Here is a 19,110-nt window from a genome sequence, read left to right as displayed (position 1 = left end):
TGATCAGCACGTCCACGTCGTGCAGCGGGTGCGCCCCGGGATCGCGCCGCGCGCCGTCACCGGCGCCGGAGTCGAGGTCGTCCGGGTGGACGGGGACGGCTTCCATGCCGAAGTGGTTGGCCACGTCCGCGCACAGGGCCGCCCGCGTGTCGGCGACGGACTCCACGCAGGCGGCGCGCAGGCGCACGGCGGCCGTCCAGCGCCGCACCAGGTCCGGCACGCGCGGGACCTTGATGCGGTGCTCCCACGCGCCCCCCAGCACGTCCACCAGCCACAGGGCCGTCTCGCCCAGCAGCCCCTGCCCCGGCGCGTCCTGCGGCGCCACGTACATCCCGGACCGGCCGCGCTTTTCCACCAGCCCCTCGGCCGCCAGCGCCTCGTACGCGTTCACGGCGGCGTAGGCCGTCACGCCAAAGCGCCGGGACAGGTCGCGGATGCTGGGCAGCCGGTCTCCGGGCTGGATGTGGCCCAGGTGCACGGCCCCGGCCACCTGGCCGCGCAGCCGCTCCACCAGGTCGCCGTCCGCCGCCGGCCCCTCGTCCGCGCCCCGCCCCACGCCCTCGCCAAAGCGCGCGCCGCGCTCCGCCGCCGCCTGTTCGCGCGCCGCCTGCTCGCGCGCGCGCTCCGCGGCCGAGACGGGTGCGGGCTCGCGCGCGGGGAGCCGCACGACGGCGTCGTACGCCTCGTCCGCGCCGGGCGCGTCCGCGGCGTCCGCCGCGGGAAGGGTGAACCAGAAGGTGCTGCCCCGCGGGCTGGTGTCCACGCCGATGCGGCCGCCGTGCGCCTCCACGATGCCGCGGGCGATGGCCAGCCCCAGCCCGGCCCCCAGCCGCCCCCCGCGGTCCGCCCGCCAAAAGCGCCGAAACAGGTGCGGAACGTCCTCGCGCGGGATGCCCGGACCGGCGTCCGACACCTCGAGCGCGACCCCGGCGCCCGTCGTCCGCGCCTCGATGCGGACGGTGGAGCCGCCGGGGCTGGCCTGGATGGCGCTTCCGCCCAGGCCGCACAGCACCTGGATGACCCGCTGCCGATCGGCCAGCACGGCGGTCCCGCCGTCGGGGATGCGTACGTCCAGCCGCACGTGCTCGCGCGTGGCCAGGGGCCCCAGGATCTGCATCGCCTCGTCCACGATGCCGCCCAGGGGCTCGCGGCCGGGGCGGACGGAAAAGTGGCCGGCCTCGATCTGCGTCACGTCCAGCAGGTCCTGCACGAGCCGCGACATCTGCCGCGAGACGTGGAGAACGGATTCCAGCTGGCGCCGCTCGCGGGCGCGCCACGCCTCGGGCGGCAGCCACTGCAGCAGCGTGTCCACCAGCACGGTGATGGCCTGCAGGGGGCTGCGCAGCTCGTGCGAGACCACGGCCAGGATCTCCTCGCGGGCGCGGGTGGACTGCTGGGCCTCGCGGTACAGCCGCGAGTTGTCCAGCAGCAGCGCCGCGCGGCTGGCCATCTCGCGCGTGAGGGACAGGTCCTCGTCGCGGTAGCGCCGGCCCGGCCGGGTGGAGCCCAGCGTGAGCACGCCCAGGGTGCGGCCGCGGGCCTGCAGGGGCACGCTGATGAGCGACCGCACGCCCAGCCGGCCCGCGGCGTCCGCCTCCGCGCCGGGCGCCAGCAGGCGCAGGGCGTCGTCGTCCGCGTTCGCCGCCAGCAGCGCCTCGCCCCCGATGACGCGCGCGAACGGCCCCGCGTCCGCGCGCGGGGCGCCGGCGCGCAGCAGCGCCTCGTGCCGCGCGTCCGCGTGCACGGCCTTGGCGCGGGCCACGCTCCCGTCGTCGCGCAGCACGTCGACCACGCACAGGTCGCCCAGGGCGGGCACCGCCAGCCGGGCCAGGCTCTCCAGGCGGTCCTCGTACTCGAACAGGCCGCCCAGCACGCGCCCGGCCGTCTCCAGGAAGCGCAGCCGCTCGTCCGCCTTGCGCCGCTCGGTGACGTCGTCCAGGACAAAGATGGCGCCGTGGATTTCGCCGTCGGGCGCGGACAGGGGCGCCGTGGAGAAGCTGACGTCGATGGGCGATCCGTCCTTGCGCACCCGGCGCACCTCCACGCCCGTCAGCCGCTCGCCGGCCAGCGTGCGCTCCCGCAGGCGCGCCGCGTCCGCGCGCTCGTCGCCGGGGATGATGGGGCTGGGCCCGTGCAGCACCTCGTCCCGCGTCCAGCCGAACATCCGTTCCGCCGCCGGGCTCCACAGCTGGATGCGCCCCGCGCGGTCCACGGCGACGATGGGCAGCGGCGACGCCTCGATGACGGCCGCGAATCCCTCCCCCGTCGCGCGCAGCGGATCGGGAACGGCGTCGGACGCGTCCCCCGCCCCGTCTGCCGCCCCGCCCAGCAGGCCGGCCACGTCCTCCAGTCCCGCGCGGTCCCCGGCGCTCCACGCGCGCCCGCGCGCATCCGCCACGCACAGGGCGCCGCCCCCGCGCAGGGGCACGCCCCCGAACGCCGCGTCCGCCCCGCCCTCCCCCGCGTCCGGCGAGGCGGATGCATCGTCCCGCCAGAGCGGTCGCGCCGTATGGGCCACCCGCCGCGCGAGGGCGTGGAGCGCCGACGGGCCCGCGGATCCGTCGTCCGCCGGCGCGGAAAAGACGCGCACGCCCTCCGCGCGGGGCGCGACGATCAGCACGGCCGGCACGTCCAGCAGCCGCGCCGCCAGCCGCGCGGCGCGGGCCCAGCGCCCGTCCCGCGATTCGTCGTTCGGCTCCGCGGTCCCGCCCGCGCGCACGTCCGGGGATGCGTTCACGGCTCTCCTTCGATTTCCGATTCCCTGCGCTGCCTCCCAGAGTGGCGCGGCCCGCGTCCGGACGCCACCCCCGCATCGGACAGTTCTGTGTGGACGCGTGATTCTGTCCGCGAAGCAGCCCGTCGCGCGCGAGAATCCTGCGATGTCGTCGGCCGACGACTTCACGGCCGGGAGTGGCGGACACCTGTCCATCGCTCGCCGGATCTGTGTCGCGCCGCCGGCTGCGAGGCCGCGCGGAGGCGGTTAGGGTTGGAGGCAGATGCCCGGCGCCGCGAGGCACGGGAAGCAGAGTCCCCGGCGGGAGGCGGGGCGGACCAGCGTCAGGAGGATGCGATGGACGGCGACGGCAGGGCGATTCCCCTTTCCCGGCTTCGGGGCCACCGGCTGATGGCGGGCGCGCTGGACGTCCGCGGCTGGGACGTGTGCTCCGCGGACGGCCGGCGCGTCGGCGACGTGCACGACGTGCTGGTGGACTGCGCATCCATGGAGGTGCGCTACCTGGACGTGGAGGTGGAGAACGTGGTGGTGACGGGCCGCGAGCGCCACGTGCTGGTTCCGCTGAGCCACGCCCGGCGCGATCCGGCCCGCAGGCGCACCGTGGTGGTGGAGGGGCTCGCCGCCCGGTCCGTTCCGCGGCTGCCGTCCTACGCCCGCGGCACCGCCGCCGGCGCGGATACCCGCGCGCTCGCCCGGCTGCTGCGCGACATGGAGCCCGATTCCGCGCACGTTCCGCTGGACGGGCCCATCCGCGTGGAGCCGCCGCTCATCATCCGCCCCATCCGTCTGCCCGCGGCCCCGGCGCCTGCCCCGGCGCAGCCTGCCGGGCCCGCGTCCGCGGATGCGGCGGCGACCCCGCGGGGGGAGCGCGAGGCGACGCTGACCGCGCGTGCCGGCACCCGCGCGGCGTGACGTACGACGACGCATGCACCGGGAGCGGGACAGGGATCACCGGACAGGGGAGCCGCGCGGACTGCATCTGTCCGGCATCCGGCGTTCGCCCGGACCGCTGCGTGCGATCCCATGACGCGGGTGGACGGCCGCGTTCCCCCTCCCGGCCTGGCCGGACGCGACCCGCAGCCCCGAGGCAAGCGTAGAGATGGCGACGAGAACCCTTCATGCCCCCGACGGGAGCGTCTGGGAGATCTGGGACGTGCTGCCCGGGCTCCAGGTGGGCCCCCGCGAGGGGCGCGCGCCGCTGCTTCCGGACGAGATGTCCGCGGGCTGGCTGTGCTTTGAATCTCCCGGGGAAAAGCGGCGGCTGTACCCCATCCCGGACGGCTGGGACCGGTCGCCGGACGCGGAGCTGTGGCGGCTGTGCCAGGGTGCCCTGCCCGCCCGCCCCGACCGCACGCCGTCGTTCTGACGCGCGCCGGCAGGCAGCGCGGATGACCCGGCGCGGCCCGTGCCGTGCAGGACCCGCGGTCCGATGACCAATCGCATGCGCCTCCGTGGCTCCCGCCCGCGGAGGCGCCGCACGTTCCCCGCTTCCCGGTGACGAAGCTGCCCGACAACGCGCCCTCGCTCACGCCCGGCGAGCCCGGCCCCGCGCGCCGGCGCAGACGCGCGGCCCGGCGGCTGCGCCGGTCCCTGCGCGCCGTGCTGCGCGGCGGCGCGCGGGCGCGACGGGCGTGGGACGCGTTCGTGGCGTGGTTCAACGCCCTGGAACTCACGGAGAATGCCATCCTCCTCACCTTTGCCGTGCTCATCGGCCTGGTGGGCGCGGCGGGCGTCATCCTCTTCTACCGCGCCATCGACCTGGCCTTCACGGTCGCGTTCCGCTGGACGGGCGACGTGCTGGGGCCCGGGGTGCGCGCCGTCTACCGCCCCGTCATCACCGCCCTGGGGATGGCCGCCGCATGGGCGCTCGTGCGGTCGCTGCGGGGCCGCGAGGGCGGCGAGAACGTGGCCGCCCTGCAGCTGGCCGTGGCCCGACGCGGCGGACGCATCCCCGCCCGGCCGGCCCTCGTGCGCACGGCCGCCAGCGCCGTCACCCTGGGCGCCGGCGCGTCCGCGGGAAGCGAGGGGCCCGTGGCCGTCCTGGGAGCCACGGTGGGCTCCCTGCTGGGCCGCGCCTTTCGCTTTGACCGCGAGCGGATCAAGGTGCTGGTGGCCGCCGGCGCCGCGTCGGGGATCTCCGCCAGCTTCAACGCGCCCCTCGCGGGCGCGTTCTTCGCCCTGGAGGAGGTGCTGGGCTCGCTGGGCGTGGCTGCCTTTCCGCCCGTGGTCGTGGCCAGCGTGGTGGCCGCCGTGGTCTCGCGCTCCGTGCTGGGCGACCATCCCGCGTTCGCCATCCCCGTGGAGTACGGGTTCACCCTCCGCCGGGAGATCGTGCTCTTCTACCCCCTGCTGGGCGTGCTGGCGGGGCTGGTGGCCGTGGCGTTCGTCCGCTGCTTCTTTGGCGTGGGCGAGTGGGCACGGCGGCTTCGCGTTCCGCCCCTGGCCCTGCCGCTGGCCGGCGGCGTGGTGGTGGGGCTGATGGTGTGGGCGTCCGGGGGCGCGCTGGTGGGCTACGGCCACCTGGGCATTCGCCTGGAGGTGTTCGGGCGGATGGCGTGGACCACGCTGGCCCTGCTGGCCGCGGGCAAGATCCTGGCGACGTCGCTCACGCTGGGCGCGGGCGGCAGCGGCGGGGTCTTTACGCCGTCGCTGTTCATCGGCGCGGCCACGGGCGGGGCGTTCGGCGTGGCGCTGGACACGCTCTTTCCCGGGCTGCACCTGGCGCCCGAGGCGTACGCGCTGGTGGGGATGGGGGCCGTGGTCGCCGCGGCCACGCACGCCCCCATCACGGCCATCCTCATCGTCTTCGAGATGACGAACGACTACGCCATCATGCTGCCGCTGATGCTGTGCACGGTGGTGGCGACCGTGGTGGCGCGGCACGTGGAGCCGGATTCGCTGTACAGCGGATGGCTGCGGCGGCGGGGCGAGCACCTGGAGCACGGCGCCGACCGCGACGTGCTGGCGGGGCTGCGGGTGGCGGACGTCTTCGACCGCGACCCGCCCGTCATCGGCGAGGGGGCGCCGCTGCGGCAGGTGGCGGCGCGGCTGGGGCGCACGTCCCGGGCAGAGTTCCCCGTGGTGGACGACGCGCTGCGCCTGGTGGGGATGGCCTCCGTGGCGGAGCTGGCGCGCGCCGCGCACGAGCTGGAGCACCTGGGCGTGGGGATCGTGGCGGCGGACCTGGCGGAGCCCACGGAAACGGTGAGCCCCGGCGACACCCTGCTGGAGGCCGTGCGGCGGATGGGGGTGCGCGGCGTGAGCACCCTGCCGGTGGTGGACCCGGCGAGCGGCCGGCTGCTGGGCACGGTGGACCGCGGCGAGATCCTGGCCGCCTACGCCCGCGCCGTCGGCGGCGCGGAGGAGCGCGACGCGGACGGCGGACCATAGCCGCGGCCGGGCGTCGCGGCTTTACAGCGGTCCTGGAGGGAGAGCCTGGAGTCGGTTCTCACCCGTGCTGTCATTCCGAGGTCCGCCGGCGCCGGCTGGAGACGTTTTCCCCTGGCATGATGCATCGGGCGCCGGGCGGCCGAAGAACCTGGTTGCTGGCGTGCAAGGTCCCGCCCGCGCGCTGAGTTCGTGCGGGGTCCAGCACGCGCAGGGAACAACACCTCGCCTGAGATTCCCCGGAAAAAGACGATCCCCAGGCCGCGTCCAGCTGCGGCGTGGGGATCAGAATGGGCCGGGTGGGACTCGAACCCACGACCAACGGATTAAAAGTCCGCTGCTCTACCGACTGAGCTACCAGCCCGCAGACGCGGGAATATAGCGCCGATCGCGGATTGTCTCAACGGGGGACGGGCACCGGGCCCCGCTGCACGCGCGAAACCCGGTCCGGCCGCCGGCGCGGATCAGTTGCCGCGGTCCACCCGCAGGGCGTAGGCGCCCGCCTGGTCGGGGGCGGCCGTGGTCACGCGGATGGTGTACACGCCGGCCTGGGGCACCTCGAACTCCAGGCGCGAATCCAGGTCCTCGCCGCCGTCGTCGTCCTCGGCCAGGGCCTCGAAGTCGTCGCCTTGGCCGCGGCCCACGAGCACGTACGCGTCCAGGTCCTCCGACGACACCTGGATCACCAGGTGCTCGCCCGCGGCGGCGCGGTAGGTGTAGTCGTGGTAGAAGAGCGTCCAGCCCGCCTCGTCCGCCTCGCCGTCCAGCGTGCCGGCGACCTCGCGGCCCAGCGCCACCGTGCCCGCGCTCCGGCCCTGATAGACGAACTCCGGCGCGTCCTCGTAGCCCTCGTCCGAGCCCGAGAAGTCGTCCTCGATCATCTCCTCGTCGTCCACGATGGGCTCCGCGGCCCCCGTCTCCACCCGCAGCGTGTAGGCGCCCGCGCCGTCGCCGTCAAAGCCGCGCACCACCACGTGGTACTCGCCGCTCTCGTCGAAGGTGACGACCATCTGCGCGTTGAGGCCCTCGCCGCTGTCGTCGTCCGACGTGATCTCCGACAGCACGCCGCCCTCCTCCGCCGCCAGGGCCAGGTACGGGTCGAACGCGTCGGACTCGGCAAAGACGGTCACCACCTCGCCCTGCCGTCCGGTGATGAGGTAGTGGTCCTCCAGGCCCTCGCCCTCGGCGTCGCCGTCCGCGAGCTCGCCCTGCACCGTCTGCCCCACGCGGATGCGGCCCGGCGCCACCACGCGCGCCTCGGAGACGGAGATCTCGTACGCGCCCAGCTGGTCCTCGACAAACGACGACGCGCGCAGCTCGTACGCGCCGCCGTCGTCCAGGGTGATAACCAGGCGGGCGTTGGTGCCGTCGCCGCCGTCGTCGTCGCCCGCCGCGTCCATCCAGCCGCCCTGTCCCGCGCGGCCGTAGTGCAGGTACGCGTCGAAGTCGTCCGAGTTCAGGCGCACCACCACGCGGTCGCCCGGCTGGCCGCGAATGACGTACGCGTCGTAGCGCGTGCCGTCGTCCATCCGCGGATCGCTCTCCTCCAGCGTGCCGGTGACGGTCTGGCCCACGCGCAGGGGCGTTTGCGCGGAGAGCGGGAGCGCGGCGCACGACGCGGCCGCGAGCAGGAATGCAAAGCCCTTCATGGGGTGGTTCACGCGATGTCGATTGTGGTTGGGACTTCCGGGGACGCGCGCGGAAATCTAGCGTTCGCCGCGCCGCGCGGAAGGTTTACGTGCGCCGCCGCCGTAAGGTTGCGCGGATGAGGGGTTCCGTCCGGGCTCAGCCCACGGGGCCGGCCTGGAGAACGAGCCGGCGCACGTCGTCCAGCATCCCGTTCACCTCGCGGTCGCCCGGATCGGCCAGGTCCAGCAGCTCGGACAGGAGCGCATAATCCGCATCCGCGCGATCGATGGGGACGGAGAGCTTCTCCTCGCCCGCCGCGGTCTTCAGCTTGACGACGATGGAGCCCCAGCGGCTCTCGAACACGCCCAGCACGTACGGCCCCAGCGCGATGTACACGTCGCGCTCCCCGCTGAAGCGACGCTTTTGCCACTTCGCCTGGCCCGAACGCGTCTTTTGGAGCAGCGCGGCGATGATGTCGCGCAGCGACTGCGGGATCATAGGGCTCCTGCCTTTTGAAAGCGGGCCTGCTCGCTCCAGCGCGACAGCGTGTCCATGTGCCGCGACAGCAGCGCGCTGACATCCACGAATCGAGGCGGCGTGATGCCTTCGTGCAGGGCCAGCTCCAGCGACTCCTGCAGCCCGGCCACGTCACTGAGCACCTTTCGGATCTCGCCCCGGCTTGCGGTGGACTCGAGCCGTTCACCAACCCGGTTCAAGGCTTCGCGGCAGGTCCGCACGGCGATCAGGGCGGCGGGAACGCGGCCCGCCTCGAGCGCCGTGAGGACCGCTTCCAGGTCCTTGCGGATGAAGACGATGTCACCCGCCGTCGTTCGCGACGAGACTGCCTTTACCGCTTCCAGCGACGCGGTGCGTGCCGCCTGCGCCGCGGTGCCCGCCTCGCGCGCACGATGCTGGGCTGCACGCGCTTCGCGGAACGTCAGATACAGCCCCGCGAGGGACAGCAGCGTTCCTCCGATCGTGAAGCTCCATCCAGACCAGTCGAACCAGTCGCGTGCGCCTGTAAGCGCGACCATGCGGGACCCCGTTGGGAAAGCGGGAAGGCGTGTCGAGATCGCACGTCCACTATCAACGCTTTTCCCAAATCGCACAAGGGGTCGGCTCTCGAAAAACGAAGTTCGTCCGCGTTCTGGCGCGTCGGTCACGGCCGAGCACGTTCATCCCCCCAAAACGGGCACAGGATCGTCACGGCGAGTGGATCGTGACCCGCTCAACACCATGCTGATCCTGCACTTGTGGCCCCGAATCCGATCCGGTCCCGAAATGCGCGAAACCCGCCACACCGCCGGGCGGCGTCCCGTGTTGGCGGTTGAAGCCCTGTTCGCAGAGCGCGTCGGCGCGAGACAGGGCTTTCCGCTTTCGTAGCGGCGGCTTTAGCCGCTCTGGCTGGGGGCGTCCTAGTGAGGGCACGTCCTGCTACGCGAACACGCCCACGTGCGACGCGAACAGGCGCTCGAGCGCCGTCTGCGGGTCGTGGCACAGGCCGCCGTGCACGGGGCCGGACTGGATGACGTCGGAGCGCGGCGCCGTCAGCCAGTGAAAGCGCTCGGACGGCGGCACCAGCGCCACGGGGCCCGCCTCCGCGTCGCCCTCGGCGATCGCGCGGATGTCGCGGAGGTAACGCGCGAGCAGCTCCACGTCCACGCCGGGCACGCGGGCCGCCAGCTCCGCCGGGTCCGTCACCACGCGGATGCCCAGGAAGTCCGCCGTGCGGGCGTGCACCATCACCCCCACGGGCACGGCCGTGCCCAGGTGCGGGTGCGGCACCACGCACAACACGGCAAAGCTGTACGCGATCCAGCGCGCGGATGCGGCGTCCGTCATCGGCGGCTGTGCAGGCGGGCGCGCGGCTCCCGCGCCAGCGTGTCGCGCGCGGCCACGGCCTCGTCCACGAAGGCGCGCGGCGCACGGATGCGCGTCCGCAGGTACTCCAGGTACCGCGCCCGCGCCTCGTCCACCGACGCGAAGTCGCGCGCCAGGGCGGGATCCGCCAGCAGCGCGTCCGGCAGCCGGTCCGCGATGCCGGCCAGCACGTCGTCCGTCAGCGTCGCGGCGGCCTCGGCGTCAGCGGCGTGCAGGTCGCCGGCGCGGGCCAGCAGCACGTGGTCCTTGATGAGGGGGAACGGTGTGCGCGTCCGGGCCTCGTCCACGCCCGGCCAGTTGTGCTGCGCGTACAGCGCCGCGCCGTGGTCGATGAGGTACGGCCTGCGATCGTGGATCAGCAGGTTGGGGTTGCGGGCCGTGCGGTCCGGATTGGTCGTGTACGCGTCCAGCCAGACGATGCGCGCCGCCAGCTCCGGCGACACCAGCTCCCCGGCCGACGCGGGCTGAAAGTTGAACGCGCCGTCCAGGTATCGCAGGCCCACGTTCACGCCCACGCTGGCGCGCAGCAGGTCCTGGATCTCGGGATCGGGCTCCGTCTGCCCAAAGTCCGGCAGCAGCTCGATGAGCGCCAGCCCCGGCACGGGCAGGTGCAGCGCCTCGGCGATCATCCCCACCAGCAGCTCCGCCACGAGCGCCTTGGCGCCCTGCCCCGCCCCCCGGAACTTGACGACGTACAGCCCGCCGTCGTGCGTCTCCACGACGGCGGGAAGGGTGCCGCCTTCGCGCAGCGGCTGCACGTAGCGGGTGGCGGTGAACGCCGGGAGCTGTGTCATGCCGCGGCGGCGGCCGACTGCGTGCGGCGCAGGTGCGCGTCGAACACGAACGGTCCAAACGGCAGCACCGACGCCGCCAGCGCGGCCGCGACGCGCCCCAGCGGCCAGCGGTTCGCGGCGGCCGCGGGGAAGACGGCGGCCACGTACAGCAGCCACAGCGCGCCGTGCGCGGCGCCCACGACGGACACCATCTGCGGCTGGCCGGCCAGGTACTTGAGCGGCATGGCCGCGCCCAGCAGCAGCAGGAACGAAATGCCTTCCACGATGCCGATCAGGCGAAGGCGAGCGAGCGGATCTCGGAGCACGGCTTGGTCCTTCATGAGTGCGAGCGGGATTTGGACGTCCAAAGCTAAACACATCCGCCAGATACGCGAAAGGGCGAGCGCCCGGTCGCGCCCGCCCGTCCGCCGCCTAGGCGGGAAAGGGGTGAAGCTCCACCGGCAGCCCCAGCGGCAGGGCGTGCAGCAGCTCCAGCTCGCCGCCGCGGCCCAGCCGGTACTCGCCCACGAACAGGCGGCGGCAGTCGTCGCGCGGGCACTGGAAGACGAACTCCACGGCCGTGTCGTCGGGGCAGATGGAGTGTGCGCTCAGCCGCCGCGGGTCCCCGTGCGCTCCGCACGACGGGCAGGTGTGCGGCACCTCCGCGAACGTGCGGACGGCGCCGTGGCCGTTGAACCGCGTGAGCAGGTGCGTAAGGCCGTTCATGGTTCTCTCCCCTGGCCGATGGTCTCCGCCGATGCGCGCCCGCAATCTGCATCGGCCACGGCCGGCGCGAAGTCGGGGAGAGTCCTCCGCCGTGTCGGAAAACGCCGGGCAGATGCAGATCGGCGCCTCGCAGATCAGTCCCATCGCGAACGCATCGTCCTGAAGACACCCGGCGGCGTTCCACTTCGCTTCCCGCCGACGCGTCAACAACAAAGGATCATGCGCGTCGCGGACGGCGTAGCTGGGCACCGGATCCACTTCGCTTCCCGCGAATGCGTCATCCTGAGGAGCGCCGCGCGGAATCCGATGATGCGCATCACCCTGGGCGCACGCGCTGACAAGGACTTGCGCGGCGGCTCCTCAGGATGACGCGCGTCGCGGACGGCGTAGCGGGGCCCCGAATCCACTTCGCTTCCCGCCAACGCGTCATCCTGAGGAGCGCCCGCGCGGAACCCGATGATGCGCATCACCCTGGGCGCGACGAAGGATCTTGCCCGCAAAGCGTCAGGCCGGCTCCCGGGTGCGGAACCGGCCTCCTGTTTCGCCGAAAAGATCCTTCGTCGCCGCCATAGCTCACTCCCTGGCAAGGGCTTACGGGGCGGCTCCTCAGGATGACGCTCGTCGGGGAGAACACGAACGGCCCGCGCCGCGCGTCAGCCGCCGGCGGACTCCGCGGGGCACGCGGCGCGCACGGCGGCGGCGGGGCGCCAGTTGGGCTCGGCCCCGGGCACGTCGCTGAACGTGTACATCCGCCCCACGAGGCTGTCGCCGCGCGCGGTGAACTCGCTGTAGCTGCCCCACAGCCCTTCGTGCACCACGTACAGCACGGAATCCGCCGGGGTCACGCGCCAATATTCCTGCGGATTCGACAGGTGCTCGCGAAAGGAGCGCGCGTCGCGGGCGCCCTCGCGTCCCTGCGCGCTGCTCGCCGTCGACAGCGTGGAGTCGAACGCCACGCGCACGCCGTCATCCCGCGGCGCGACGAGCCGCCAGCACCCCACGAGCGACCGCCACGCGACGGGCGCCGCGCCCCGCACGGGCCGCGCGCCCGATCCGCCCGACGCGCATCCCGCCATCATCCCGAACATCACCAGCAGGGCCGCAGTCCGCATCCATCCTCCTGTCCGTGTCACGTCAGGCCCGTGCGCGCCGCCGGCGTCCGGCGCCGTCCGCACATCGCGTAGTCCAGCGCCGCCGCGAGCGCCACGCCCACGGCGTAGCAAAGCAGGTCGCTCCACAGGAAGCCGAAGCCCAGCACCAGCCCGCCGAGGCGCGTCTGGCGGATGCCGTCGATCCACGGCGCATGATACAGCTGGCCAAGCTCGACGGCGAGAGAAAACGCTGCAGCCGCGACCGCGATGCGCCGGATGGATGCGCGGTTCCACGCGGCCACCATGAGCAGGTACACCATCGACGCCCACAGCACGTCGCCCGCGTACTTCGCGACGGACGCGGGCAGCGCATCCCCGAACCGCCGCGTCGCCAGCCCGATGGCGACAGTCAGCGCCGTGAGGGCGAGAAAGAGCAGGCGCGAGCGGGGACTACGTTCCGGCACTGGGAGCGGGTCGAGTGGGGATGGAATCACGCGGGTGGCTGATACCAGACCGGGAAAGAACCACCGCGCGGGAGCCACAGTTGCTTCCTGAGGGGCCTCACGAGCTCGACCGCGCCGGATGCGTCCGGCCCCGAAGGATCTTCCCGCCGTGGCAAGGACCCAGGACAGCGGCGAAGTCCCTGCCGCGCGAAGGAGATCCTTCCGGTCGCGCCCGGAATCTCGCGAACGGGCAAAGCTTCGCGCGGGCGCTCCCTCAGGAAATCAATGCGATGGGCAGTGCTTATGCGGATTCGGCATCAGGCGCAGGGGGTCTTCCCAGGCCTGGATGAGGACCATGGCAGCCGCGGGGTGGCGGCCGGTCAATCATCGTACTCGAAGCGGAACGGCCGCAGCCGCCGCTCGCGGTCGCGCAGCTCCTCTTCGGTCAGCGCGGGATCATCGCCCGATCCGCCGTCGCCCGATCCGCCCTTGTCCGCGCCGTCATCGTCCGTGCCGAAGGAGGGCTGGGGATCGGGAAAGCGGTCCAGGGCGGCCAGCACGCGCCGTCCCTTTTCGGTAATGGAGAGATCGAAGACGTTCCAGCCGTGGTACAGCAGCCCCGCCTTCTCGAACCCGAAGACGATCCAGCTGGCCACGCCGCCCGACGCGTGCTCGAGCATCCACGCCTCCAGCTCCGCCGTGTGCCGCCCGAACGCCTCCGCGTCGTGCCCGCTGTCCATGCGCGCCGCCACCCGCCGCAGCAGCTCGTGCAGGAACGGCACGGCGTCCGTGTACCGCAGGCGCAGTAGTCCAGCTCGGCCTTCAGCGCGTCGAACAGGTCCGCGCCGCTCGCGATGGGCGCGGGCTGACCCGCGTTCGATCCTTCAAGCACCGAAGTCTCCCCCGTTTTTCACCCCTCAGGGCGCAACTGGTGAAAGAGCCCGCCGCGCCACACGCCCAGCCAGCTGCCGTCGCGAAGAAACACCGTCCAGGCGGGCTGTCCCTCCGCGGTCATGAAGGTGTGCACCCACCGATCCCCGTCCAGCGTGAGCACCAGTTCGGGGATGCGCCCCGTGACGGCGACGTCCGCGACGGTGTGCCCCTGCAGCGCGCGGACGCCGTGCGTGATCCGCCGCTCCGTGCTCCAGCTGCCGAAGCGGATGGCGCGGCTGCTTTCCACCCGCCAGCTCCATTCCAGCATGAGGCTCGCCTCGCCGCGCAGCGACGTGTGCTCGCCGCGCCGGGTCACGTACGTCTCGCGCGTGAGGGTGCCCAGCTCCAGGAAGATGGCCGAGCCCGCGCCGCGCCACGTGCGCGCCACCGGCAGGCCCACGAGCTCGCGCGTGAAGGCATGAAACCGTTCCCGGGTGATGGCGGAGCGGCCGGGGATGCGGGGCATCGCGGGGTGGACGGGTGCGGCGGACGGGGAACGGGCGTCCGTGCCCCTCCCACGCGGAGGCGGGAGAGGCGCGCGGAAACACGGCTATTTGCGGGTGACGATGCGCATGCCGTTGGGCGCCACGCCGGGCTTCGGCGGCTCGGGGGCCTTGGGTGCCGGCTTTTGCTGCGGCGCGGGCTTGCGGCCGGCGTCCCGGCCCTGCGCGGGGCGCGATCCCCCGCCCTGCCCGCCCGCCGGCTTGCTGCCCGCCTGCGTCTTCATCGACAGGGCGATGCGCTTGCGGGGCACGTCCACGGACATGACGCGGACGGTCACACGGTCGCCGACGCGCACCGCGTCGTTGGGGTCCTTAACGAAACGGTCGGACAGCTCGGAGACGTGCACGAGCCCGTCCTGGTGCACGCCGATGTCCACGAACGCGCCAAAGGCGACCACGTTGGTCACCGTACCCTGCAGCGACATCCCCTCCTTGAGGTCCTCCAGGGAGTTGACGTCGTCGCGGAAGGCGGGCGCCTCGAACTGCTCGCGGGGGTCGCGGCCGGGCTTCTTGAGCTCCGCCACGATGTCTTCCAGCGTAGGCAGGCCCACGCCGTCGCCCAGGTACTTCTGCACGTCGATGCGGGCCACGGCGGACTCGTTGCCCACCAGCGACGACATGTCGACGGACAGGTCGCGGGCGATGCGCTCCACCAGCCCGTACCGCTCCGGGTGCACGGCCGACCCGTCCAGCGGGTGCGCGCCGCCGCGGACGCGCAGGAAGCCGGCGGCCTGCTCGAACGTCTTGGGACCCAGCCCGCTCACCTTCTTGAGCAGCTCCGCCCGCGAGCCAAAGGGGCCGGACGCGTCCCGCGACTGCACGATGCGCTGGGCCACGGTGGGCCCGATGCCGGCCACGTACGACAGAAGCGCGGGCGACGCCGTGTTGAGCTCCACGCCCACGCGGTTCACGGCCGATTCCACCGTCTCGTCCAGGCGGCGCTTGAGGCGCGTCTGCGAGACGTCGTGCTGGTACTGGCCCACGCCGATGGACTTGGGATCGATCTTCACCAGCTCCGCGAGCGGGTCCTGCAGCCGGCGGGCGATGGAGACGGCCGAGCGAAGCGTCAGGTCCAGCTCCGGAAGCTCCTCTCGCGCCAGGTCCGACGCGGAGTAGACGGACGCGCCCGCCTCGTTCACCATGACCACGGCCGGGCGCACGTCCGCCGGCAGGTCGCGGACGGCCTCCTTGGCCAGCTTGTCGCTCTCGCGGCTCGCCGTGCCGTTGCCCACGGCCACCAGCTCCACGCCGTGCTCCTGGACCAGCTTCGCCAGCTCGCGCTTCGCCCGGTCTTCCTGGTGCAGGTAGACCACACCCGTGGCCAGCAGGGCGCCCGTGCGGCTCACGACGGCCAGCTTGCACCCCGTGCGGTAGCCGGGGTCCACGCCCAGCACGGTGCGTCCGCCGGCGGGCGGCTGCAGCAGCAGCGCCTCCAAATTCTTGCCGAAGATGGCGATGGCCTCCTCGTCTGCCCGCGTCTTGAGCTCCATCCGCACCTCGACCTCCACCGAGGGCGAGATCAGGCGGCGGTAGGCGTCCTCCACGGCCAGCCCCATCTGCTCCGGCGCGCGATTGCCGTCCAGGAACTTGCGGCGCAGCGCGGCGACCAGCTCCTCGTCGGGGGCCAGGATGCGGGCCGTGAGGTAGCCCTCCGCCTCGCCCCGGCGCACGGCCAGGATGCGGTGGCTGGGCATGTCCTTGATGGGGCCGGAAAAGTCGTAGTAGTCCTGGAACTTGCTGACCTCGTTCTCCTTGCCCCGCGCCGCCTTGCTCTCCATCACGCCCTTCACGCGCACCGTGTCGCGCACGTACGCGCGGGCCGCCGCGTCCTCGCTGATGCGCTCGGCGATCACGTCGCGGGCGCCGGCCAGGGCGTCGTCCGCCGTCGCCACGCCCTTTTCCGCGTCCATGAAGCCCGCCGCCTGCGCCGCGAGCTGCGCGTCCGCCGTCTGCCCGGCCCACAGCAGCTCGGCGAGGGGACCCAGGCCGCGTTCGAGGGCGATGGTGGCGCGCGTGCGGCGCTTGGGCTTGTAGGGCAGGTACAGGTCCTCGAGGGCGCTCTTGGTCTCGGCGCGCTCGATGGACGCCTTGAGGGCGGGCGTGAGCTTGCCCTGCTCGTCGATGGACTTGAGGATGGCGGCGCGGCGCTCGTCCAGCTCGGCCAGGTACTCGTGGCGGTCGCGGACGTCGCGCAGCTGCACCTCGTCCAGCTCGCCCGTGGCTTCCTTGCGGTAGCGCGCGACGAACGGGATGGTGTTGCCGGCCAGGAGCAGCTCGAGCGCGGCGGCCACCTGGCCCGGGCGCAGGCCCAGTTCGGTGGCGATCTTTTCGGCGTACGTGGAGGACTGCACGGCAGTGCGAAAGTGCGAAAGTGCGAAAGTGCGAAAGTGCGAGAGTGCGAAAGTGGCCGGGGGCTAGCTTTCGCGAGCGGAGGGAAAGGTATGCGAGCCTGCCGGTGCGGTCCACTCTTGCGGAGCGGCGGATTCGTCGTCCGGGCAGGCGCGGCGGCGGTGGGAGGCAGTCGGAGTGCGGGCAGCCGGCCGACCATCCATCGTACCCCGCGCGGACTACGAATGGGAGTGTCCCAGATAGATGGCCCACTCCCAGCCTGAGCGGCTAAAGCCGCCGCTACGAAAGCGGAAAGCCCCGCCCTGACAACGCCTCGCGTCGCCCGGCGGGCTTCAACGGCTCCGGGGTGTGCTACTCCCCGCAGGAGTCGCCGCAGGTCTGCCCGCAGGTGTTCGCGAAGTTCCTGGTGTAGCAGCCGACCTGGCCGTCGCAGGTGAACGCCCCGTGACACGTGTTGACCGCCACGCAGGTGACGCACGTCTGGTACGGATCGCAGGGCCCGCCCACCTCGGTCTGGTGGCCCCGGACGGTACCTTCCATCCGACCAGCGTTTCCAGTCTGGAAAGATTCGACCGTCAACTCGTCTACGTTCAGCTGCAGCTTGCGCATGGAGCACCATTTCGGAGAAGGTGGCGAGTTCGGAATGCGTCCGAAGGTAAAAGCCCCAGAGAAGCGTGCGCAACAAAACTTCGCGGGATGGGATCCGGCATCCACGTCCTGCGCCGGCCATCCGGTGTTCGGCCGGAGCGGCGCAACCCCTCAAAACGAAATCCCCGCCCTGGCGACGCTTCGCGTCGCCAGGGCGGGGTTTCAACAGCTCCGGTGGTCATCTTCGTGCACGAGGCTGCCACCTCGTCCATGCGGCCGCGCGAACTATACTCCCCCGCCGGGTGGTGGCCCGTGTCGGCGGTTGAAGCCTGTTCGCAGAGCGCGTCGGCGCGAGACAGGGCTTATGGCTGTCCCAGCGGCGGGTTTACCCGCTCCGGCTGGACCCGCGCCACCGTGCAGAGACTCGCCCGCAATCCGTTACTTCCGCACTTCCGCACTTCCGCACTTCCGCACTTCCCTACCCCGCCAGCCGCTGCCGCCAGATCATCGCCCCCGCCTCTTCACCCGGCAGCGGCCGCGCGAAGCGGAAGCCCTGCGCGAACTCGCATCCCATCGACCGCAGCTGCTCCGCCTGCTCGGGCGTCTCCACGCCCTCCGCCACGGCGCTCAGGTTCAGCGTCTGCGCCAGGACCAGGATGGTGCGCACGATCTGCTCGCTCTGCCCGTCCGCGCTCAGCCGGCTCACGAAGCTGCGGTCGATCTTGAGCGTGTCGATGGGAAAGCGGTGCAGGTAGCTGAGCGACGAGTAGCCCGTTCCGAAGTCGTCGATGCACAGCTCCACCCCCAGCGCCTTGAGCTCGTCCAGCATGGACGCTACGGGCCCGGCCTCGCCCATCAGCAGCCCCTCCGTGATCTCCAGCTTGAGGAAGGGCGCCGGCAGGTCCGCGTCGCGCAGGGCCGCGCTCACGTCGCGGGCCAGGCCCCCGTCCACGAACTGGCGCGGCGACAGGTTCACGTTCACGGACAGCTCCGCGCCGTAGCGCCGGATCCACTCGCGCAACTGGCGGCAGGCCTCGCGAAGCACCCAGCGGCCCAGGGGCACGATCAGCCCCGTCTCCTCGGCCACGGAGATGAACTCGGAGGGCGACAGCAGCCCGCGCTCCGGGTGGCGCCAGCGGGCCAGGGCCTCGAACCCCGTGATGCGCCCGTCGGCCAGCGACACCACGGGCTGGTACGCCAGCTCGAACTCCTCGCGGTCCAGGGCCGCCCGCAGGTCCGTCTCCAGCGCCAGCCGCGCCACGGCCGTCGTGTGCATGGTGGGGTCGAACACCTCGCACCGGGCGCGGCCGCCGCTCTTGGCGCGGTACATGGCCGTGTCGGCATCGCGCAGCAGCGACTCGGGCGTGGCGCCCGCCCCGCCCACGGCGATGCCGATGCTGGCCGTGGTAAAGACGGGCCGGCCGTCCAGCGGAAAGGGCTCGCGCAGGGCGTCGTGCACCCGCTCGGCCACGGCGCGGGCCTCGGCGGCGTCGCGCAGGTCCTCCAGCAGCACGCTGAACTCGTCGCCACCCAGCCGCGCCACGGTGTCGGCGGGGCGCAGGCACCCCTCCAGCCGGCGCGCCACGGCGTCCAGCAGCCGGTCGCCCGTGGCGTGGCCCAGGCTGTCGTTGACGACCTTGAACCCGTCCAGGTCCAGGAACAGCACGGCCAGCGTGCCCCCCGACCGCGCCACGCGGCGCAGGGCCAGCCCCAGCCGGTCAATCATCAGCGAGCGGTTGGGCAGCCCCGTGAGCACGTCGTGCAGGGCGTGGTGCAGCAGCAGCTCCTCGGCCACCTTTTGCTCGGTGATGTCGCTCAGGCTGCCCGCCACGCGCACGGCCCGGCCGTCCGCCGCGCGCACCGTCACGGCCCGCGCCCGCACCCACCGCCAGCTGCCGTCGCGGTGGCGGATGCGGTGCTCCATCTCCAGGTGCGAGCGTCCGCCGCCAATGCTGGCCGTGACCTCGCCCCGCACGCGCTCCCAGTCGTCCGGGTGCACGCGGTTGAGCCACTCGTCGGGGTGCTCGCCCACGGCCTCGTCGGCCCCGTAGCCCAGGATGGCCTTCCACCGGG

The 19,110-nt window shown here is 72.8% G+C and carries 18 protein-coding genes and 1 tRNA gene; 3 read left to right on the top strand and 16 right to left on the bottom strand.

Translation table 11 applies throughout. The features are described from left to right. On the bottom strand, window positions 1–2,737 hold a 2,737-nt coding region (locus VFZ20_RS02040; RefSeq protein WP_329682149.1), incomplete at its 3' end, for an ATP-binding protein. 333 nt (window positions 2,738–3,070) lie between these two features. Between VFZ20_RS02040 and VFZ20_RS02035 the strand changes: the two genes are divergently transcribed. From VFZ20_RS02035 to VFZ20_RS02025, 3 genes are all read left to right on the top strand, one after another. After that, window positions 3,071–3,646, top strand: coding sequence for a PRC-barrel domain-containing protein (locus VFZ20_RS02035; RefSeq protein WP_329682148.1), 576 nt, complete (start codon window positions 3,071–3,073; stop codon window positions 3,644–3,646). Between the two features lie 187 nt (window positions 3,647–3,833). Continuing rightward, complete coding sequence (locus VFZ20_RS02030; protein WP_329682147.1) at window positions 3,834–4,100, top strand: hypothetical protein; 267 nt, start codon at window positions 3,834–3,836, stop codon at window positions 4,098–4,100. Between the two features lie 128 nt (window positions 4,101–4,228). Beyond that, window positions 4,229–6,124 (top strand): chloride channel protein, encoded by a 1,896-nt coding sequence (locus VFZ20_RS02025; RefSeq protein WP_329682146.1) that lies wholly within the window; start codon window positions 4,229–4,231, stop codon window positions 6,122–6,124. Between the two features lie 288 nt (window positions 6,125–6,412). Here VFZ20_RS02025 and VFZ20_RS02020 read toward each other — a convergent pair. The 15 genes from VFZ20_RS02020 to VFZ20_RS01950 form a co-directional block, all read right to left on the bottom strand. Further along, window positions 6,413–6,485, bottom strand: a tRNA-Lys gene (locus VFZ20_RS02020). 100 nt (window positions 6,486–6,585) lie between these two features. Next, window positions 6,586–7,782, bottom strand: a complete 1,197-nt coding sequence (locus VFZ20_RS02015) for a hypothetical protein (protein ID WP_329682145.1) — start codon at window positions 7,780–7,782, stop codon at window positions 6,586–6,588. A gap of 124 nt (window positions 7,783–7,906) precedes the next feature. Next, the gene (locus VFZ20_RS02010) at window positions 7,907–8,248 is read right to left on the bottom strand and encodes a hypothetical protein (protein ID WP_329682144.1); all 342 of its coding nucleotides are present in this window, start codon (window positions 8,246–8,248) and stop codon (window positions 7,907–7,909) included. Then, complete coding sequence (locus VFZ20_RS02005) at window positions 8,245–8,784, bottom strand: hypothetical protein (RefSeq protein ID WP_329682143.1); 540 nt, start codon at window positions 8,782–8,784, stop codon at window positions 8,245–8,247. The genes VFZ20_RS02010 and VFZ20_RS02005 overlap by 4 nt, the downstream gene beginning before the upstream one ends. A gap of 400 nt (window positions 8,785–9,184) precedes the next feature. Further along, window positions 9,185–9,592 (bottom strand): DUF3037 domain-containing protein, encoded by a 408-nt coding sequence (locus VFZ20_RS02000; RefSeq protein ID WP_329682142.1) that lies wholly within the window; start codon window positions 9,590–9,592, stop codon window positions 9,185–9,187. Beyond that, a complete protein-coding gene (locus VFZ20_RS01995) occupies window positions 9,589–10,425 on the bottom strand; it encodes a HipA family kinase (RefSeq protein ID WP_329682141.1) in 837 nt (278 codons plus the stop codon). The genes VFZ20_RS02000 and VFZ20_RS01995 overlap by 4 nt, the downstream gene beginning before the upstream one ends. Continuing rightward, window positions 10,422–10,745, bottom strand: a complete 324-nt coding sequence (locus VFZ20_RS01990) for a DUF3817 domain-containing protein (protein WP_329682140.1) — start codon at window positions 10,743–10,745, stop codon at window positions 10,422–10,424. The genes VFZ20_RS01995 and VFZ20_RS01990 overlap by 4 nt, the downstream gene beginning before the upstream one ends. Before the next feature lie 91 nt (window positions 10,746–10,836). Beyond that, window positions 10,837–11,130, bottom strand: coding sequence for a hypothetical protein (locus VFZ20_RS01985; protein WP_329682139.1), 294 nt, complete (start codon window positions 11,128–11,130; stop codon window positions 10,837–10,839). Window positions 11,131–11,783: 653 nt separating this feature from the next. After that, window positions 11,784–12,242: a hypothetical protein gene (locus VFZ20_RS01980; protein ID WP_329682138.1), complete on the bottom strand. Its 459-nt coding sequence runs from the start codon at window positions 12,240–12,242 to the stop codon at window positions 11,784–11,786. A gap of 17 nt (window positions 12,243–12,259) precedes the next feature. Further along, window positions 12,260–12,685 (bottom strand): DUF2809 domain-containing protein, encoded by a 426-nt coding sequence (locus tag VFZ20_RS01975; RefSeq protein ID WP_329682137.1) that lies wholly within the window; start codon window positions 12,683–12,685, stop codon window positions 12,260–12,262. 359 nt (window positions 12,686–13,044) lie between these two features. Continuing rightward, window positions 13,045–13,446, bottom strand: coding sequence for a hypothetical protein (locus VFZ20_RS01970; protein ID WP_329682136.1), 402 nt, complete (start codon window positions 13,444–13,446; stop codon window positions 13,045–13,047). 128 nt (window positions 13,447–13,574) lie between these two features. Beyond that, window positions 13,575–14,063 (bottom strand): hypothetical protein, encoded by a 489-nt coding sequence (locus VFZ20_RS01965; protein ID WP_329682135.1) that lies wholly within the window; start codon window positions 14,061–14,063, stop codon window positions 13,575–13,577. Between the two features lie 84 nt (window positions 14,064–14,147). Beyond that, the gene (locus VFZ20_RS01960) at window positions 14,148–16,451 is read right to left on the bottom strand and encodes a Tex family protein (RefSeq protein WP_329682134.1); all 2,304 of its coding nucleotides are present in this window, start codon (window positions 16,449–16,451) and stop codon (window positions 14,148–14,150) included. 349 nt (window positions 16,452–16,800) lie between these two features. Continuing rightward, the gene (locus tag VFZ20_RS01955; protein ID WP_329682133.1) at window positions 16,801–16,989 is read right to left on the bottom strand and encodes a hypothetical protein; all 189 of its coding nucleotides are present in this window, start codon (window positions 16,987–16,989) and stop codon (window positions 16,801–16,803) included. A gap of 526 nt (window positions 16,990–17,515) precedes the next feature. Next, a partial coding sequence (locus VFZ20_RS01950) for a putative bifunctional diguanylate cyclase/phosphodiesterase (protein WP_329682132.1) occupies window positions 17,516–19,110 on the bottom strand: 1,595 nt, incomplete at its 5' end.

This window comes from Longimicrobium sp. (assembly GCF_036280135.1).
In the GTDB taxonomy this organism is placed as follows: domain Bacteria; phylum Gemmatimonadota; class Gemmatimonadetes; order Longimicrobiales; family Longimicrobiaceae; genus Longimicrobium.
The sequence above is the reverse complement of the archived record's forward strand: the minus strand, read 5'-3'. Positions and strand labels throughout refer to the sequence as shown.

Coding starts and splice junctions, on each gene's coding strand:
- VFZ20_RS02035 (WP_329682148.1), top strand. CDS start 3,071: ATGGACGGCGACGGCAGGGCGATTCCCCTTTCCCGGCTTCGGGGCCAC.
- VFZ20_RS02030 (WP_329682147.1), top strand. CDS start 3,834: ATGGCGACGAGAACCCTTCATGCCCCCGACGGGAGCGTCTGGGAGATC.
- VFZ20_RS02010 (WP_329682144.1), bottom strand. CDS start 8,248: ATGATCCCGCAGTCGCTGCGCGACATCATCGCCGCGCTGCTCCAAAAG.
- VFZ20_RS02005 (WP_329682143.1), bottom strand. CDS start 8,784: ATGGTCGCGCTTACAGGCGCACGCGACTGGTTCGACTGGTCTGGATGG.
- VFZ20_RS02000 (WP_329682142.1), bottom strand. CDS start 9,592: ATGACGGACGCCGCATCCGCGCGCTGGATCGCGTACAGCTTTGCCGTG.
- VFZ20_RS01995 (WP_329682141.1), bottom strand. CDS start 10,425: ATGACACAGCTCCCGGCGTTCACCGCCACCCGCTACGTGCAGCCGCTG.
- VFZ20_RS01990 (WP_329682140.1), bottom strand. CDS start 10,745: ATGAAGGACCAAGCCGTGCTCCGAGATCCGCTCGCTCGCCTTCGCCTG.
- VFZ20_RS01985 (WP_329682139.1), bottom strand. CDS start 11,130: ATGAACGGCCTTACGCACCTGCTCACGCGGTTCAACGGCCACGGCGCC.
- VFZ20_RS01980 (WP_329682138.1), bottom strand. CDS start 12,242: ATGCGGACTGCGGCCCTGCTGGTGATGTTCGGGATGATGGCGGGATGC.
- VFZ20_RS01965 (WP_329682135.1), bottom strand. CDS start 14,063: ATGCCCCGCATCCCCGGCCGCTCCGCCATCACCCGGGAACGGTTTCAT.
- VFZ20_RS01955 (WP_329682133.1), bottom strand. CDS start 16,989: ATGGAAGGTACCGTCCGGGGCCACCAGACCGAGGTGGGCGGGCCCTGC.